Source organism: Paenibacillus oceani (assembly GCF_014705615.1).
Lineage (GTDB): Bacteria > Bacillota > Bacilli > Paenibacillales > NBRC-103111 > Paenibacillus_AB > Paenibacillus_AB oceani.
On the sequence record NZ_JACXJA010000041.1, the window covers coordinates 70917 to 89739 of the forward strand.

An 18823-nucleotide genomic window follows, 5' to 3' on the forward strand; every position below is an offset into this window, starting at 1 on the left:
CTTAATGGTATAATTCTGGCAGCCGACCTACTTCAGAAACAAGTTTCGCACAAAATGAAAGGGTTTACAAAACGCGAGTCGCATCGTTTTAATAACAGGACGAGGGAGATGACGCGATGTACGGAGTGCTGGTTGTAGACGACGAAAAGGAAATCCGCAACGGGTTGGGTTCGCAAGCGCCTTGGAGAGAATGGGGATTTGATCACATCTATACGGCGGATGACGGGCCCGGCGCCCTGGACATCGCGGCTCATCATTCGATCGATCTGGTCGTTACGGATATCCGTATGCCCCTGATGAGCGGACTGGAGCTGATCCGCGAGCTCGATCGGGCCGGGTATGGCGGGGGAATGATCATCATAAGCGGCTACGATGATTTTCATTATGCCAAGGAAGCGTTCAAGATGGGCGTAAACGATTATTTGCTGAAACCCGTCAATCTTCAGGAGTTGGCCGCAGCGGTGCAGATTGCCGTCGCCGGACTGCACAAGCGGCAGCAAGATCTCGCATGGCACAAGAGTTTGGATGAAGCGCTTCCGCGCCTTCGGACAGAAACGCTGCTGGAGCTGTTTGAGCGTCCTTTTCGCAATGAGCATGAAGCAAGGCTGGATCATCGCTTCGGACAAATTGGTCTGGAGTGGCTGCCGAGTACGACTTTCCTGCTGATTCTAATCGGAATTGATAATATGAAAGCGCTAACTGAAAGTAAAACCGATCGCGAGATCATCGAGATGGAAGCAACTGTCGAAGCTGCTGTGCAATCGTATCTCGATGATCGGCAAGAACGGAAATCGTTGCTGGTGCGAAGGAAGCAAGGGGTGTGGATCTGCCTTCTAGGCAGAGATTCAGCCGGATCGGATGGGCAGCAGGACACGGAGGGGCACTCCTTCGTTCCGGACCTTGTAGGGGTCCAAATTATGGATGACGTACGAAGACGCTCAGGCATTCTGGTCAGCTGCGGTGTATGCGGTGAACTAGGAGGTATCGAGCGTTTATACGCCATGCTTCGGGAAGCGGAGGCCTCAATTGTGTATCATAGGGTGCGCTGGGACCCGGAGGCTAACCGCGAACCCGACGAGCGAGCTATGGGAAACGACTCGATCCGTATTTTACAGAGCGTGAAAGCAAGCGCTGAGAGGCTGATCGTCAGCAGCGAGGAGGAAATCCGGCTGATGATGCATGGTTTCCCGGAACTCGCAGGCAGCTGGGAAATCAGGCATACGAACGATTTGCAGCAAAAAACGTTCGAATGGATGCATAACGTATTCCGCCACGCCCAGAAGCTGGGATGGAGAGGGTCCGAATGGGATCAGAACCCGATCTTATTGTGGGAGCATCTGGAACGCTTCGATACGCTGGATTCCTTACAGCAGCAAGTAACGCTTCAACTGATTCGGGCTTCCGCCAGCATCCAGGAGCAATTCGTGGGACAAAACCAGATTGTATACGAAGCGGAAAAGTACATCGCGAGTCACTATTGCGAGCCGATTACACTTCAACACGTCGCTGAGCAAGTGCATGTGACCCCAGTTTGGCTGAGCAAGCTGTTTAAAAAAGTGACGGAAAAAAATTTTCTCGAATATATAACGGACGCCCGATTGGACAAAGCCTGCGAGCTTTTGAAGGATCTGAATCTGAAGGTGTACCAGATCAGCGGTATCGTCGGTTACCAGGACAAGGTGCATTTTTCCAAGCTGTTCAAAAAAAAGTTCGGGATGACTCCGCAAGAGTACCGCAACAGCCGGGTGAGTGTGCTTGAAAAGTAATCGTTTCCGCGAAGTAAGCCGATTCTCGATCCGCCACAAGTTTATCTTCCTGTTTTTTATCCTCATCGTTTTCCCATTTGGCTTCGTGGGATACTTTTCTTACCACAAGTCGATCGAGGCGATCCGTCAGGCGAATACCGACGCCTCGTTGGAGATTTTGGATAAGAGCGGGAAAAACCTGGACAATTATTTGAATCTGGCCAGCTCCTTCCAGAACGAGCTGATGTTCTCGAGCGAACTGCAGGAGCTTATGTCGGCAGAAGTGCCAAACGAGCTGGAGGAGCTCGCGTTTACCGAACGATTGCTGAATTATATGGGCGTGCTGCAAAATCAGACGCACGGTTACTCGATCCGTATCTTCCCTCTTGAACCGGAGCGGTTTCAACGATTCAAGCATTCTGTATATCATTCGCTGGACATCGAGCGTGAGGAATGGTTCCGCCAAATCCGTGACGGCTCGCCGCCGTTTTGGGCGTTGTTTTTGCCGCAGCATAACCCGGCCGTCTACACGGAGCCGATCCTCTCCAAGATCAAACGACTCTATCATTTGACGAGCCGCAAGGAAACAGCGGTTGTGCTTGTCGATATTAAGGTTTCTACGCTGCATCATTATCTGGCGCCATTGCAAATGCAGGAATCGCAGCAACTGATGCTGCTCGACGAGAACCAGGTGATTCTGTATCACCAGGACTTGAGCCTGCTCGGCTTCAAGCTGCGCGACGAACGTCTGATCGATTTTATCGGAGGTGAAGGGCGGGGGGCCGGCGAGTTCCTGATCGATGGGACCGAATATGCGGCTTCGTTTACTACGCTCGATAGCGGCTGGAAGCTGTTGAGTATGGTTCCTCTAGCCGTGCTGGAACAGCCGGTTGCCTGGATCGAGACGCTCAGCTTGTCGTTCCTGTTTTTTTACCTGCTGCTGTCGATCGTCATCCTCGCGTATATAACCGTCCGCTTCACAGGGCCGATCCAGAATCTCGTGAAGGCAATGCGCAAGGTGGGGCAAAACAATCTCGCCGGTCATCGGCAGCAAATCAACCGCAACGACGAGATCGGCTGGCTGTACCGCGGCTTCGATCAGATGGTGCATCGCATCGATCATCTGGTGCAAAGTGTGGAGAAAGCCGCCCAGGATAAGAAAGAACTGGAGTTTCAGGTGCTGACGCATCAGATCAACCCACATTTCCTGTATAACACCCTGGAGTCGATCCGTTGGATGGCGGAGAGCCGCAACGCGGCGGATATCAGCGAGATGGTCAGCGAGCTGGGCAGGCTGCTGCGGCTCAGCCTGAACGACGGCAAAGAGCTGACGACGGTCGATCGGGAGCTGGAGCATGTGCGCGCCTATGTCAAAATCCAGAACAACCGAACCGACACGCCGATCCGCGTCGTTTATTTGGTGGAGGAGGAGCTGCTTCAGCTTTCATGTCTCCGCTTGCTGCTTCAGCCGTTGGTAGAAAATTCGATCAAGCATGCCATCGGCCACGTCAAGGAGGATGGGATCAAAATTGTCATCAAAGGGAGACTGGACGGGCAAAGCATCCGCTTCGAGGTTAGCGATAACGGTCCGGGGTTCGGAGAGCGGGCGGAGACGCTGCTGTCCGATAGAGCGGGCGAGCTGTCGGGCCGCCAGGGCGTCGGTCTGCGAAATGTACACGATCGGCTGCTGACCTATTTCGGTGAGCCGTACCAATTGCGAGTAAGGAACGGAGCGAACGGCGGAGCTATCGTTGAGTTCGCGCATCCGGTTCTGAAGGATCGGTAAGGCAACCACAGCAGCCTGATAGGCATAAATACGCCAGGGGCCTTCATACGGCAGCCGCTGGCGTATTTGATTAGGCGGGAATTAATGGGTTTCCTCGTCAAGCAGCCAATGAGTATGCACGTCTTTACAGCAATTCAAAAACGTATTGTCCAGCAGACGAATATCCTGGACGTGTTCTTCCATGCAGATGCCGATCGTTCCGGCGGCGCCTTTCGGGAAGCGGATGTCGTTGCAGCCAATCTCGACGTCGCGTGTAGAGCCGCGCAGCCGAATGCCGACATAGCCCATTTCCTTGCTTCCATTGTCCTCAATTCGATTGTGCCGCACGATGTTCTGGCTCGCGGCCATCGGATCAGGCTCATTGCGGAAAAATAGGCCGTAGTAGCGGTTGCCTGCAAATCGATTGTGCCGGATCCAATTGCCCGTGTCCTTGTGGCCGATCGAGAAGCCGCTCATCCCGTTGCCGGAGGAGTCGCAATACTCCACGATGCCGCTGCGCACCCGCCAGCAGAAAAAGATGCCGTCCATCCCATTGCCGGCAAACCGGCTGTGCGAAATTCGCGTGCGATCCGTGCCGCTTCCCGGATGAATACCTTTGCCGCTGTTGTCGCTGCAATCGCAATGGGCGACGGCGATGTCGGAGCCGCCCTGGTAGCTGATGCCGTCTCCGTTGTACCGGTAAACCTGGCAATGCTCCAGCAGGGCGTTGTGGCATTGAAACAAATAAATCCCGGCAAGGCGGCAGCCGTTGGCAAGCGAGTTGCGTTCCCGGTTGCCTTCGATGTGGAGGTGGCGCAGTACGACATCTCGGCATTCGTAGGCGCTGACAACAGGACTTAATGTCGAGACGATGCCACCTTCATGGACGAAAATTGTCGCATATAGCTCCCGGTCCAGGTACAGCACGCTGCCGCGTTTACCGATTACTGTAGCCGTCGTATCGAGAAATCCTTTGCTGCGATCGGCCAGTTTGACGATGATCGACTGGCCGATCGGGAAGTAATCCGGGTATTGCACCGTTACTTCGCGCTCATGCAGATCGGCGTCGGCCAGCAGAGGCGAGACGCGTTCCTCGCCTCTGCGCAGCACGGTTTCGCCCGGCGTGCCGCACAGTTCTACTCCAGTGCGCAGATGAAGCGCGCTGTCGATCTCATAGATGCCGGCGCCAAGCCGCACGACACCCCCACCCAATCCGGAGACATAGTCGATCGCCGCCTGGATCGCCAGATGGGTTCCTCCGGTCAGGTCGCCGGAGCCGGGACTGACGAATACGTTAATTTTCTCCATGTCCATGAAGGAAAGCCTCCCGTCGATAAAAGGGTAATCCAGGTTTATGGAGCGGCTTGCATGTTGCCCTGCCGCCACATTCCCTCTATCCGCTTCTTTCCATTCCATTCTTGAATGTTTTCCGAATATGGACCTGCTCTCCCGTCCAATGAAACAAGACGAAATCGGCGGGGGCCCCGGCTTCCAGACCGGCTTGTGAAGGCAGGTCCATAAAAGCAGCGGGCCGAATGGACGACATGTCCCATGCATCCGCGAGCGAGCAAACGCCGCTGCGGGCGAGATGGTCGATTCCCCAAGGCAGCAGTTGCGCCGAACCTGCCAACAGCTGCGGCTGATCCGCCAGATGCAGGCGGCCCTGCTCGGTTTTGATCACATCGATGCGACCATGCGACCGATACGCTCCCGGCGGAAGTCCGCTTAGAGAGACCGCATCGCTGACAAGCATCGCTAGCGGACCCTTTACCTTCAGCACTACCTTTAGGAAGGACAACGGGACATGGAAGCCATCCGGAATCAGGCATGCATGCAGGGAGTCGTCCGCAAGCTGCTCCCATATGTAATTGGGATGGCGAGGCAGCATCAGATGAGCCCCGTTGCCCAGATGCGTAGACATACGCGCGCCGGCAGCGGCTGCCTCGCGTATCTGCTCCGGGGAAGCCGAGGTGTGGCCGATCGAGACCGTGATGCCGTTTAGCTTACATTTTTCAATGAAAGCGGTGGAGCCCGGCCACTCGGGAGACATCGTTACGATCCGAATTTTGCCCTTGGCCGCGTCCTGCCACCTCTGGAGAAGCTCCCAGTCCGGAGCTTTCGTATAACGGGCGAGATGGGCGCCCCTGGCTCCGTCCTCCGGCGAGATAAACGGTCCTTCCAGATGGATGCCGGCGATACTGTCTGCACATTCGGCATCGGTAGAACATGCGGCGGCGATGGCCTTCAGAGAGTCCTCGATATATTCGTCCGATGACGTCGTCACGGTCGGGTAATAGGAGGTTACGCCAGCCAGCTGCAGCAGGCGGGTTGCATCCGACAAGTGACGGGGAGAGACCGGGTAATGATTAAAATCGATCCCCATATATCCGTTAATCTGCAGATCGACAAGTCCCGGACCGACCATCGGCAGCGCTTCCGGCGGAGAATTCATACCCGCTGGTTCGTCGGACGCCGCTTCGATCGACTCGAATCGGTTTCCTGCTACCGTTATTTTCATAGGTTTCCCGGAGCGGTAATGCAGGGCATGGATTTCTTTGCGTTGACCGGTATTCATGTGCGGATTGCTCCTTTCCCAACCTGATTCACGCGATGCTTCTCTAGTATAACAACTTTACGGAGCGCTGAAGATGAGGCTGTTCCGTCTTTTTGCTCGACATCTTTGGTGTCCCGTAAAACCGTCAGGGCCGTTATCGCTGAGGATCTTCTTGTGAAGGTGTCGTATTCAGCTGATTAATAATCCCCCAGTAAACAACAACTTTCCTAGATACAATCGGATACAGTCGCCGCTATATACTGGAAAAAAGACGAGTGGAGGAGATCAGACTTGAAAAAAGAAACCGTCTTGAAAGCCCAGGCAGTCTTGAAAGCGGCGCCATATGGGAGCGGAAGCTGGAAACGCATAAGACGACAGCATATCCTACTATGGATGTCCATTCCTCTTATGCTGCATCTGATCTTGTTTCAATACGTGCCGCTATGGGGCTGGCTGATGGCCTTCAAGGATTACCGCGTGGGTCAAAGTCTGCTCGAAGCAGACTGGGTAGGGTTCAAGCATTTTCGGACGTTGTTCGGCAACAGCGACTTCCGCCATGCCCTGCGCAACAATATCGCAATGAATGTCCTGTCTCTGACGCTGGGCACGATCTGTGCTGTTGGACTTGCCGTCGTTTTAAGCGAATTGAAGAGCAAGGTGTTCGTCCGTACGGTACAGACTATGACGTATTTGCCGCACTTCGTATCGATGGTCGTTATCGCCAACATCGCCGTCATGCTGATGTCTCCGGACAACGGCTTGATCAACGCGATGCTCATCCGGATGGGCTTCATCCAAGAGGGGATCTTTTTTTTCAGCAAGGGGGAATGGTTCTGGATCATTCATACGCTGATCGTCACCTGGAAGGGATTCGGCTGGAGTGCGATCATCTATTTGGCGGCGATCGCCGGAATCGACCCCAGCCTGTACGACGCTGCCAAGGTTGACGGCGCCGGCCGTTGGGCGAGGATCAAGTACATTATTTTGCCTTCCATCGTGCCGACCATTGTTCTGCTGACGATTCTGGCTATCGGCAATCTGGTAACAGGCGGCTTCGAATCGCAGTTTTTGCTGGGCAACCCGCTCGTGCAGGAATATTCCGACGTGTTATCGATCCTGGCGCTTCGACTCGGGATCAACCAGGGTAATTTCTCGTTCGGTACGGCCGTTGGCGTGTTCAATTCCGCGGTAAGCGTATCGATGCTGCTCGTCGTGAATGCGATCGCCCGCCGCTACAAGAGCAACATTTTTTAATACCGGTAAGGAGGGGCATTGTCTTGTTATTTAGAAAAAGCGCCGGCGAAACCGTAACGGACGCCGTTTTGTATGGAGGGCTTGCGCTCATCTCGGTTACGACGGTTTACCCGTTTATTTATCTGCTTGTCCTGTCGTTAAACGAAACGACGGATGCGATGCGGGGAGGTTTAACCTTTTTTCCGCGGGTGTTCACGCTGGAAAACTACGCATATGTGTTTGAAAATCCGGTCTTGCTTCGCGCTTCCTACAATTCGGTGCTGAGAACGGTATTGCAGACGGTGATCTCCGTCTTCTTGTCCGGAATGCTGGCCTATGTGCTCAGCCGCAAGGAATTTATGCTGCGCCGTCTGTTCAGCTTTATGCTGGTGCTGACGATGTACGTGAGCGGAGGCCTGATCCCTACGTATCTGCTGATCAAAAGTCTCGGGCTGATCAATTCCTTCTGGGTGTATATCATTCCTTCGCTGGTCGGAGCGTTTCATGTGTTTATCATGCGGACTTATTTCGAGCAGCTCCCCGAAGGCTTGGTGGAGTCTGCCTATATCGATGGAGCCAACGACTTTCGCATCTATACAAGCATTATTATGCCGATCAGCCTGCCGGTTTTCGCGACCATCGCACTGTTCATTTCGGTAAATGAATGGAATAGCTGGTTCGATAATTATTTGTATAACAGCCGAAATCCGGATCTCAACGTGCTGCAGTACGAACTGCAGAAAATGATTCAAATCGTGGAACAGCAAGTCAATCAAGACTCGGGGGAAGAGATTCAGCGGACGATCTCCCCTACGACGATAAAAGCGACACTGACGATTCTCGTCACCATACCAATTTTGCTAGTCTATCCGTTTTTGCAAAAGTATTTCGTGCAAGGCATGACGCTCGGCGCCATGAAGGATTGATTTCGCACCGCCAAGCTCCACTTTCCGGCGCTAAGCGGGATGAAATAAAATAAGATGAGGAGGTCATGAAACAATGAGTAAGAAGAGATATGGGATCGGCTCGGTCGGCGCCTTCGCGTTGACGGCCATTCTGGCGCTGACGGCCTGCAGCTCCAGCGATTCGAACAACTCACCAGCTCCATCGCCTTCGCCTGATTCGCAAGCGCCCGGTGCGTCCAAAGCGCCTATCACGTTTTCCATGAACACAACGGTCGCGACGATGAACTGGGACAACGACATCGCCAGGGAAATTACAAAACGGACCGGCGGAACGATCAAGTGGGACGTTCTGACCGGCGACGAGAGGCAAAAGATGAATGTCTGGCTGGCCGCCGGCGATTATCCGGATGTCGTGTCTATGTGGGACGATACGTACAAGGCCTATGCCGACGCCAAAGCGCTTGTCGATCTGACAGAACTTATACCGAAACATGCGCCTTCCATTATGAAAGCGTTTAACAACGATTTGTCTTCCCTCAAGCAGCCCGACGGAAAAATATGGGCATTACGCGCGCCGCCGACTAGCAAAATAGAAAATCTGGCGGACAAAGGCTGGCTGCACATCCAAGCGTCCGTGCTTAAGGAGGCCGGTTATCCGCAGCTCAAAACGCTGGATGACGTATACAAGCTGATTAGCGAGCACGCCAAGAAATATCCCGAAATCCGCGGAGGCAAAACGATCGGCTTCTCGAACTTCGGCGCGACGTCGCAGCTCTATAACGTATTCGATACTTCAGCCCGAATGTATGCGGGTATGCCTGCGCTGCCGCACGTATTTATCGGCGATGACGACAAACCGGTGCTTCGTTTCTTCGCGCCGGGGTATACGGACCTGTTCAAGTTTTTCAACAAGATGAACGTAGCCGGCCTATTTGATCGGGAAGCGCTCGTGCAGACCACCGATCAATTCAATGCAAAGTGCGCGCAGGGACGCGTGCTCGCCGTGTTCGGGCCGTCGTTCGCTTCCGGCTGCACCAACGATCTCGTCAAGTTGAATATGGCGGACAAATCGTATATCTCGTTCGATATCGTCGCGCCCGGCCGAACCAAAGTGTCCAACGCGACATCCACGAGCTCGTTGCGCGGCAGCGACCAGTGGGTAGGCATTACGAAAAACGCTAAGGATGCCGTAAGGATCCTGCAATTCTTCGATGAGATGTACAAGACGGAAAACCAAATTCTCGTCGGCTGGGGCATCGAAGGAAAATACTTTACCGTGGAGGGAGGCAAACGCGTCGTCAGCGACTATGTTGTAACCGAGCTGGGCAAAGGCGGGGATGCCTGGGATCGTCTCGGATTCTCCTATCCGCGTCCGTTGCTGCAGATGATGCAGGCCGGAGCGTATTTGTCCGACGGTGATTTCGCCCGTTATTCATCCTCGGTCAGTTGGAACCAGAAAACGATGAACGAGCCGATGCGCGAAGCGCTGAAGGCCTACGGCGCGAAGACATTCACGGATCTGCTGATCAAGCCTGCCGTCAAAAATTTGCCTTTTACGACTTCGGCCTATACGGACGATATTAAAAGATTCAACTCGGAGGCAATCGCCGAGTGGAACAAAGCGGTACCGAAAATGATTCTGGAGGCCGAGTCGAAGATGGAGGCGAACTGGGCCTCGCTGGAAAAAGCATTAAAAGACAAAGGCCTGGATAAATATCACGCCGATATTGACGCGATCTATAAAAAGCAAAAAGACGCGGCGAAGTAACAAGCGGGCGAACCACCAACGCCGGCGGGGCCCCGAGTCGGCTGCCGCTGGCGTTTGTTCTGCTGGCCGACACCATTACCTCGATTAAGGACATTTCATCTCAGGAGGAAAAACGATGACGATCGGGATCGGCATCCTCGGCTGCGGAGCCGTGTCGAGAATGCATATGAAGACGTACCTGCAATTGGCGGGGCTTTGTGAAGTCCGGGCCGTATACGACATCGATTCGAGACAGGCGGAGCGTCTGGCAAGATGGGAGGGGTCAAGTGCGGAGGTATGCGCGTCGTGGGAAGATCTGCTGGCACGGGATGACATTCATGCGATTTCCGTCTGCACGCCGCCGGATTTGCACCGCGGACCGGTTATCGAAGCGCTGTGTGCGGGCAAGCATGTGTTATGCGAGAAGCCGCTCGCTCCGTCGCTTGACGATTGCGATGCAATGATCGCTGCCGCCCGGGAAAACGGGAGGCTGCTCGGAGTCGCTATGCAGACCCGATTCAACCGGGACTATGAGCGGATGAAACGGGTGCTGGACAGCGGCGCGCTCGGGCCGCTTCGGTTCGCCCAGCTAAACGCGACCTGTTGGAGGGGAGAACGTTATTACGAGGCGCCATGGCGCGGAACATGGGAGCGTCAATCCGGCGGGGTGGCGATCAATCAGGCGCTGCACGCACTCGACGTATTCGTCTGGCTGCTGGGTGAGATCGAGAGTGTACAGGCAGATATGGAGACGGTTCAGCAGGGCATCGAGGTCGAGGACGTCGCGATGGCGATGCTGCGGTTCCGGGGCGGTTTACCCGCGCTGTTCGGCTGTTCGGTCAACGCCGTCCGCTCCGAGATTCGAATGGATATATCCGGTTATGCGAAGGCTGTAAGTTATCCGCTCGGCTATCATACTCTCCTCGTTCGGGATGGCGACAGCGTCGCCCACGATGAAGCGGCGGCGCGAGAACTGGAGCGGATCGGGAACGGATCGGAGCAGGCGGGGAATCAGGAGCCTGGTGATGTGCAGATCCGGCTTATGAACGACTTTCTCCGCGCCATCGCTGAGAAGCGGGAACCGGCGATGAACGGCGCGCAGGGCCGACGCGTCATCGAGGTTATCACGGCAATCTACAAATCCGCTTCCACGGGCGAACGCGTGCAGCTGCCTATCGATACGGCGGACCCCTGGTATACAACTTCTGGAATCCTCAAGCATGTGCGACGCGCAAGGTGAAGAACGACGCCGTACCGGGAGGAGTGTCCATGGTGAACGCTGAAGCCGGCACCAAGACCATCGGTGTACTGGGCGGCATGGGACCGCTGGCGACCGTCGACTTTTTTCAAAAGTTAGTAGCCGGTACTTGCGCCGCGTCGGACCAGGATCATCTGCACATTCTGATCAACAATAACCCGAAAATCCCGTCCCGGGTTCAGGCTATCTGCTCGGGGGCTCCGAGCCCGCTTCCGGCGCTTGTACATTCGGCGCTCGTCTTGCAGCGGGCCGGCGCGGATTTTCTCGTCATGCCCTGCAATACCGCTCACGTTTGGCACGAGCAAATCGCCAAGGCGATCGACATTCCGCTGTACAGCATAATCGGGAGCACCGTTGAAGCGGTAACTCGGGATTTTGCGGATTGCGCGGGCGCGACGATGCTGTTCGCTACGCACGCTACTATTGCCTCCGGCTTGTATCAGCGTGCATTCGCATTGGCGGAGTATCCGATCCGCCTCCCGTCGGAGGAGGAGCAAGGCGTAGTGGGGAACTCCATCCAAGGTGTCAAGGCGGGGAAGCTGGACAACAATGAAGAGCTGCCCGCACTCCACCTAATCGTGCAGCGGCACGCAGCGTCAGGCATTCGCCTCTTTATAGCCGGCTGCACGGAACTGCCGTTGTTAATTCCTTTTCTCATGGCGGACAATCGTTACGAATGGTTCGATCCGACGCTGGCGCTGGCGAAGCTGGCAATTCATAAAGCAAACGCAAACTGAATGGAGGAACGACGATGCGATGGGAGCAAGTCGGAGTGATTACCGATGAGGTATCGGAACGGTTTTCAGAGGCGCTGGATTGGATCGCCGTGCAAGGCTTGCATTATGTCGAATTACGGATGATCGACGGGAAGAACATAAGCAGCTTGACGAACGAGGAGCTGCAGACGGTATTGCGGGATATTCGGTCACGTGGACTGCTTGTGTCTGCGATTGCTTCGCCGTTGTTCAAGTGCAAGCTCGACCCGGCCCGTCAGACGGCGCTCGGCGATGTATTCGGGCATGAAGAGGAGTCTGCGGAACGGCATCTGGAGCGGCTGCCGCGATTGATTGAAATCGCGCAGATGTTGAATACGAGTATGATCCGCGTATTTTCATTCTGGCGGGAGAAGGAGCCGGAGCGGTACAACGAGGAAATCGCGGCTTACCTAGGCCGAGCCGCCGAGCTCGCCGGAAGGGCGCGGATGACCCTGCTTCTGGAAAATGAAGGATCCTGCAATTGCGGTACGGCGAGAGAAACCGGAGAAATGGCGGATCGGGTAAACTCACGATGGCTGCGGATCGTTTGGGATCCCGGCAACGAAGCATATCTCGGGCTGCGTCCGTTCCCGGACGGGTACGAGGCGGTCAAAAAGCGTCTGGCACATGTGCATCTAAAGGATACGCGGCGAAGCGGAGACGGCAGGTTCACCGGAGCGCCGATCGGCCGGGGCGTCGTTCCATGGAAGGAACAATTCGCGGCACTGGAGCGAGACGGCTACAAGGGAATCTACGTCATCGAAACCCACTACAAACCGGATAGCGGCTCCATCATGGACGGCTCCCGGGAGTCCTTGGAAGGATTGAGGCAGGTTATCTCATCCTGTTAACTCCTCCTTGCCGAACTACAGTTCCGCAGCTTTTCCGTTATAACGTTAGGCAGAACCGGTTCGCGGCAAATACGATAAAAATGACCGGGTAAACGCCGGGTTTCGCGTATAGAGCTCGTATGCAGCCGGTGCTACGATAGTGGCAGGTTTTATTAGTCCGAAGAAGATGGGGGAGCCGCAATGAAACGAAGCTGGTTGATCACGGATATGCTGCGCGTCTGTCCGCAAAGCGGCCAAACGCTGGAAACGGAAGAGGAGCTGCGCAATCAGCCAATCTTTGTCGACCGTCCATTTCGGTCCGTTTCGCCTCGGAACGCTTATGTGTCCTTTCAGATTATTCTGGACATGACGGCGGACGGACCGGAGGAAATAGACATTTTGCCGGAATTACTGCGAGGAGAGGGCGATGCGGGCATTTCGGCAGAGGAATACTCCCTTTATGTACAGTGGTACCATCTCATTGGCAAGCGTTACTATCCCGACGGGCTTGTACCATGGGGGCAAGGGAAAACGGCCGGCAGCCCTCTTGCGTCCGTATCCCGTTTGAATGCGGTTTCGCATCAGCAATATGCGGGAATCTGGATGGATCTGTTCGTACCTGCCGATACGACTCCTGGCGAATATTCGGGGACGATTACGATCCGGCGAGGAGCCAGCGCGGATAGGCATGAGTGGCAATTGACGGTTTTGAAGGCGATCGTACCCGATGAATCGACGATTACCGCAAGTCTGAACAACTACGCCGATTCAATCTCCTGGAAATTCGCCCATCTCGAGCGCCGTGCCGAGCGGTACCGCGACGGATCGTATTTTGCGGTGGAAAAGCAATTTTATCGGATGTCGCATGAACACCGTACTGTGTTTCATAATCTGCCTTACTCGCATGACGGACGCATTCCCGAAAGTTTCGCTCCGGTGCTGGAAGGCGCAGGCAAGTCGCTTCGCGTTAAGGATTGGTCCTTGTTCGACGAGCATTTCTCCGCTTATCTGGACGGATCGGCTTTCAAGGGCACGAAGCGGGGGGAGATTCCGATTCCCCACATGTATTTGCCGCAAAATTTCCACTGGCCGGCTGATTATATCAAGTTCGGGCTGAAGGGATACGCTACGGAGTTCTCCAATGTATTTCGCGAGTTTTATGAGCATTTCACTGAACGCGGCTGGTTATCGACCCGGTTCGAGCTGTTCTTCAATCATAAGAAGCGATACAAGTTGTTCCCCTACGACGGCGACGAAACCCGGTTTATCTGGGATGAGAAAATCAACGACATCTTCTACGGGTTTGCTTCGGACGTGCTGGAGCGCAAAGACGGGGCACGTTTTATTTTCCGCACGGACTCCAGTTGGAATTACGGTCTGCATTACGGGAAATACGCGGATGTGATCAGGCATTGGGTCGTTAACCGGAATATTATGAAGTGGTATCCGGAAGGACAGTCGTATCTGCAAAGCCGCGGCTGCTTGTTCTGGTATTATCTGGGCGCTCAACCGATCGATCACAATCTGCTCGGCTCGGCAATCGCGCCGCTGGCCAGCGTTGCTCAAGGGCTGAACGGGTTTGTGCTGTGGAACAACGTCGATTGGGGGAGCGACTGGCATCGGACGCCCGCCAGCAACGGCAAAACGGCCGTGTTTTATCCGGGCGATCGGTTGTTCGATATCCCGGGTCCGATCCCGACGATCCGGCTCAAGGTGCTGCGGAACGCAATGCAGGTTTCGGAATGTATGGAGAAGTGGATCCGGGATCACGGCGAGCCCAGCAGAAACGAGATGACCCGGCTCGTAGGCTCCATCCTGGACGGCGACAGCACATTCGATTGGCCGGAGCCTCCGGCATTTATCGATCGGCCCCCGTACGAGTGGACGAACGAACTGCTGAGTGAAGCGTCCCCGTCGGCTCTCCATATCGGCCGGTCACCTCTGTTGTTCGAGCAGCTCAAGCATCGATTATGGCGGATCATTGAAGGGGAGGCAAGGGAATGTCTCATACTTACGAGCTGATGGAGATCGCCAGAGTCGGTTCGCTATTTCTCTGCGGAGACTGGCTGGAGCAGGTAATGACGCCGGAGCGCCGCAGCTATGTCAGCGGTGACGATATTGACTTTGACGAGGACAGCTTCAATGCGCTGAAGCGTACGCTGCTGCTGACGGAACGGATCGATCGCAGCCGCCGGGACGTCACTTGCTGTCTATGGGTGCGGAGGCCCGACCATCCGAGCCGAGCGGAGACACTGATCGGGGGCAGATCGTTGCCGGTCGAAGGACATCATATTATCGAGATGGGGCCGGAGCTTTTCCGCGCATTTGCCGGTATGCCGACCTCGCGCATCCGTTCGGGAGGCGAAGAAACCGTCTATTACCCGGTACGCAACTCCGAGGAGGAGATCGTCGGCGTGCTGGAGGTGTCGGTATACGGCGAGCCGTATTTTATTTGACAGTGACCTGAACCCGGGAGGGAAGCTCCATGTTATCCATGAACAACACGCGGCGGGACTTCGAGCAGGCGCAGCCGCAGATCGCGGTATTGCCAGTCGGCGCCCTCGAACAGCACGGCAGTCATTTGCCGATAGGCACGGACAGCATGATCGCCGCCGAATATGCGGAACAGTTGGCGCAGCATCTGGATGCCTTTTTGCTTCCGACCTTGGCGATCAGTTCCTCGATCGAGCATCGCAAGGCAATTGGAACCGTTTACCTGCGTGCAGATACTTTGGCGCTGGTGATCCGCGATATTGCCGACTCGCTCTACAGCTCGGGCTTCAAGCAGCTGCTGCTCGTTAACGGGCATGGCGGCAACTATATTTTAAAACCTGCGATCCGACAACTGAACCGGGACTACGCGGATCGGCAGGCAGAGATGGAGGTCGTGCTGCTGAGCGGAGCGATCATAAACGCAATTGGAGACGACAGCCCATTCAAACATCCCGGTTCGAGCGATATACACGCAGGTGAGAAAGAAACTTCGTTGATCATGCATTTGCGTCCCGATCTTGTCCGACAGCCGGTTCCCGACGGCGGTGTGTTGCCCGAAGCGGATCAAAGTATGCTGGATTATTTGGACATGACTGAATTATGCGCGGACGGATATTGGGGTTATCCCGATTCCGCTACGCCAGAGAAGGGGAGACTGATCGCCGAACGGTTTGTCCCGCGGGCCATCGATTACCTGGAGAAGCTGAAACGTCTAAAGGCAAGTTTGAGGTAACGACATTGCGGCCGAAGCTGGGCAATCCTTTCGGTTGTGATAGGTTTTTGGAATCGTTTTAGGATTACAGCCGGAATCTTTTTACCACTCTGGACAAGAAATCATTATCGAATTATAATGATAAACTGTTAATTAATTCATTTATTCCCTTACAATAAACGAATGTGAGAGATCAATAAAAAACTAGAAGGCAGCCGTCAAACGATCGGCTGTCTTTGCTCAATCAAACCGGAAATTACTAGTATTATAATGCCGTCGGACCGACGCTCTGTGGAATAGGAAGGAGAACACATGTTATGACCATGCAATGCAAACGCTGTACAACCGATGACGATTTCGCCAAAGTGTGTGTGTTCGTTCTCGATCACAAGCACGACTTGCATCGATCTTTTTACACGCTGGACATGGTAGAAATTCTGTACACCTATTTAACTCAAGGCCACCTGGTATTCGTTGAAGACACGAATAACCAGGTTATCGGGGCGACCGCTTATTATCACGGGACTCCAGAACGGGATTTTCAGGACAAAGACATCGCTTTCTTGGATATGGCTGTTGCCGATAAAGCTTATCGGGGGACGCGCCTATTCCTCACCGGACTGCAATATACGGTGAACCAGATCGCGCAGCTGCATCCGGAAGTGCAGGAAATCAGGCTGGCCGCTCTTGCGGACAATCCATATTTGCGCAGGTTGTATTCCAAATTTACCGATACCAGCTATTCGCGAGAAGGAACGGAACTCGAACAACTCGTGTTTTGTGTCAAAATTAACAAATTACAGGGTATCTTAAATAAATACGGCAAGGTATAATGATAACAGGAAACCGAATTATACAACCAAAGGAGGATCCCCATGATCGTCATCCCCCCTCGATTTGACAAGAAAACCGGCGGCAAATTAGGAAAAATCGCGATCTTGAACGATACTTTGAGAGCACAACCGAAGTAATGTCGTTCGAGTTTCGCCCCTGTAACATGGAGATGGACCATGAGGCGTATATCCGCTTTCTGCTTCAGCATCACGCCGAGCTGAATTTGCCGTATCCATTTGCGATGAAACTCAGCTTTATAAGCAGCCCTCTGATGTTCGGGAAGGGCATGCTCGTGATCGATGAAGAGCCTTACGAACTAGCAGCTGCCGCAGGGTTCGTGTACGGCACGGGAGCCAATGAATATAAGGATCGGCATATATGCCAAGTCGAGGTTGCCTTTATTCGGAGCGAATATCGGCGAACCTCTTTATTTATAAGAGGACTGCAAGCGCTCGTCGCCGAGATGAGAGCGGGCAACCCCGACGTCGTGCAAGTTCAATTCTGGACTTCGGCTGACCAGGGGGAATCAGACAAGCTGTTCTCCAAACTTTGTGCCTTGCCCGGCTCGATGAAGTCGCTAGTGAACGACTTAACGTTCTACACCGTTCCGTTTCGTGAGTTGGAAGCCTTGTGCCACAGTTTCGGGAGTCGCATGAAGCTACAGTCATAATTATAACCAAGATTAGCAAGCGGTTGGGACACTAAGTCCTAACCGCTTGTTTTGTTTATCCATGCGAGCGTGGCAAACGATTAAGGCGCTGCGGATTAGTTGGCGGCGCCTTTTCTTTTGCGCGATACATCCTATATGCAACGTTCAGGCCGCACATCGTCAAACCGTCCGCGGACTTGACATAATCATAAATACAAGCTAGAGTTTATATAAGCATAAACTTGTATAAGCGAAATATTGTATTGCAAAAAATTCGTAATGGAGCTGAGTAAGGTGTTCAGTTTAGAATCTTGTTTGGGTGCTGTAACCCGAACAGTGTCGGAGCTCGAGCGGGAGGGAAAGCCTGCCCGTAACGTTACGCTGGAGCGCTCTTACGATACGACGCCGGAAGATCTTTGGGATGCGATGACCAACCCTGAGCGGTTGCTCCGCTGGTTTGCGCCGGTAAGCGGAGACTTGAAACTCAGAGGCCGGTATCAAATTAAGGATAACGCCGGTGGCTTAATTACCGAATGTGTGCCGCCGCATTATTTTTCCGTGACCTGGGAATTCGGTGGTGGCTTAAGTTGGGTCGAGCTGCGTATAACCGCCGAAGGGGAGGAACGGTCCCGCCTGACGTTGTCTCACATTTGCCCGATTGACGATCACTGGAAAAACTATGGACCGGGTGCGGTCGGTGTCGGCTGGGACCTGGCTTTGGTCGGGTTGGAGTTTCACCTTTCGACTGGCGAGATGGACCGTTTGGATGAAAACGCCTTTAGCGCCTCAATTGAAGGGAAATCTTTCATGGCTGACTGCAGCGAGGACTGGCGGCGTGCGGCCGTTGCAGCCGGTGAGAATCCGTCTTGGGCCGAGGCCGCAGCGAAGCAGGTCACGGACTTCTACACAGGCAGCGGTTTGTAGGGGGCCGTATGAATGCCTTCGACGTACTTGGCGATCCGGTAAGACGCCGCATCTTGGAACTACTTGCTGAGGGCGAGCGACGCTCAGGTGATATTGTTGAGGTCATCCAGCATGATTTTGGAATTACCCAGGCGGCCGTTTCGCAACATCTTCGAGTTCTGCGAGACAACGGTTTTGCCAGCGTCAAGATCGATAAACAGCGTCGCATCTATTCGCTGGACGCTAGGATGCTGCAGGAGGTCGACGTTTGGCTCGATCGTTTTCGCTCCTTCTGGGAACCGAAGCTCAGCGCTCTTGAAACGGAGATCGCGAGGGGCAAAAAGATGCGGAAAAGTTAAAAAGTTCGTAGACCTTCAGACTATCGTGGTATATTTGCTTGCAGCCGCAGCGACGCTAAAAAAATAAGAAAAAGGAGCCAT

17 protein-coding genes are annotated in these 18823 nt (G+C 54.2%); 15 read left to right on the forward strand and 2 right to left on the reverse strand.

Annotation, left to right across the window (positions count from 1 at the left end):
- Positions 1–116: 116 nt before the first annotated feature.
- Entirely contained in the window at positions 117–1766 is a 1650-nt protein-coding gene (locus IDH45_RS25590; RefSeq protein WP_190930983.1) for a response regulator, read from the forward strand.
- Positions 1756–3531: a cache domain-containing sensor histidine kinase gene (locus tag IDH45_RS25595; RefSeq protein WP_190930984.1), complete on the forward strand. Its 1776-nt coding sequence runs from the start codon at positions 1756–1758 to the stop codon at positions 3529–3531. The genes IDH45_RS25590 and IDH45_RS25595 overlap by 11 nt, the downstream gene beginning before the upstream one ends.
- 81 nt (positions 3532–3612) lie before the next feature.
- On the opposite strand, the gene IDH45_RS25600 is transcribed toward IDH45_RS25595, so the two are convergent.
- Positions 3613–4824, reverse strand: coding sequence for a right-handed parallel beta-helix repeat-containing protein (locus tag IDH45_RS25600; RefSeq protein WP_190930985.1), 1212 nt, complete (start codon positions 4822–4824; stop codon positions 3613–3615).
- A 79-nt stretch (positions 4825–4903) separates the two neighbouring features.
- Entirely contained in the window at positions 4904–6085 is a 1182-nt protein-coding gene (locus IDH45_RS25605) for an N-acetylglucosamine-6-phosphate deacetylase (RefSeq protein WP_190930986.1), read from the reverse strand.
- A gap of 387 nt (positions 6086–6472) precedes the next feature.
- On the opposite strand from IDH45_RS25605, the gene IDH45_RS25610 reads away from it, so the two are divergent.
- From IDH45_RS25610 to IDH45_RS25670, 13 genes are all read left to right on the forward strand, one after another.
- Positions 6473–7318: an ABC transporter permease gene (locus tag IDH45_RS25610; RefSeq protein WP_223836957.1), complete on the forward strand. Its 846-nt coding sequence runs from the start codon at positions 6473–6475 to the stop codon at positions 7316–7318.
- 23 nt (positions 7319–7341) lie between these two features.
- Complete coding sequence (locus IDH45_RS25615) at positions 7342–8223, forward strand: carbohydrate ABC transporter permease (protein ID WP_190930987.1); 882 nt, start codon at positions 7342–7344, stop codon at positions 8221–8223.
- A 73-nt stretch (positions 8224–8296) separates the two neighbouring features.
- A complete protein-coding gene (locus IDH45_RS25620; RefSeq protein ID WP_190930988.1) occupies positions 8297–9970 on the forward strand; it encodes an extracellular solute-binding protein in 1674 nt (557 codons plus the stop codon).
- Between the two features lie 115 nt (positions 9971–10085).
- Positions 10086–11189, forward strand: a complete 1104-nt coding sequence (locus tag IDH45_RS25625; protein ID WP_190930989.1) for a Gfo/Idh/MocA family protein — start codon at positions 10086–10088, stop codon at positions 11187–11189.
- A 29-nt stretch (positions 11190–11218) separates the two neighbouring features.
- On the forward strand, positions 11219–11944 hold the full coding sequence (locus IDH45_RS25630; protein WP_190930990.1) for a cysteate racemase: 726 nt from the start codon (positions 11219–11221) through the stop codon (positions 11942–11944).
- A gap of 14 nt (positions 11945–11958) precedes the next feature.
- Positions 11959–12813 carry a sugar phosphate isomerase/epimerase family protein gene (locus tag IDH45_RS25635; protein WP_190930991.1) on the forward strand — a complete coding sequence of 285 codons (855 nt, stop codon included), beginning with the start codon at positions 11959–11961 and terminating at the stop codon, positions 12811–12813.
- A 180-nt stretch (positions 12814–12993) separates the two neighbouring features.
- A complete protein-coding gene (locus tag IDH45_RS25640; RefSeq protein WP_190930992.1) occupies positions 12994–14814 on the forward strand; it encodes a glycoside hydrolase domain-containing protein in 1821 nt (606 codons plus the stop codon).
- Positions 14793–15248, forward strand: a complete 456-nt coding sequence (locus IDH45_RS25645; protein ID WP_190930993.1) for a hypothetical protein — start codon at positions 14793–14795, stop codon at positions 15246–15248. Before IDH45_RS25640 ends, IDH45_RS25645 begins: the two co-directional genes overlap by 22 nt.
- Positions 15249–15277: 29 nt before the next feature.
- A complete protein-coding gene (locus IDH45_RS25650; protein WP_190930994.1) occupies positions 15278–16018 on the forward strand; it encodes a creatininase family protein in 741 nt (246 codons plus the stop codon).
- A gap of 296 nt (positions 16019–16314) precedes the next feature.
- Entirely contained in the window at positions 16315–16830 is a 516-nt protein-coding gene (locus tag IDH45_RS25655) for a GNAT family N-acetyltransferase (protein ID WP_190930995.1), read from the forward strand.
- A gap of 137 nt (positions 16831–16967) precedes the next feature.
- Positions 16968–17501 carry a hypothetical protein gene (locus IDH45_RS25660; protein WP_190930996.1) on the forward strand — a complete coding sequence of 178 codons (534 nt, stop codon included), beginning with the start codon at positions 16968–16970 and terminating at the stop codon, positions 17499–17501.
- Between the two features lie 273 nt (positions 17502–17774).
- Positions 17775–18404 carry an SRPBCC family protein gene (locus IDH45_RS25665; protein WP_317891288.1) on the forward strand — a complete coding sequence of 210 codons (630 nt, stop codon included), beginning with the start codon at positions 17775–17777 and terminating at the stop codon, positions 18402–18404.
- An 8-nt stretch (positions 18405–18412) separates the two neighbouring features.
- Entirely contained in the window at positions 18413–18742 is a 330-nt protein-coding gene (locus tag IDH45_RS25670; RefSeq protein ID WP_190930998.1) for an ArsR/SmtB family transcription factor, read from the forward strand.
- Positions 18743–18823: the final 81 nt, after the last annotated feature.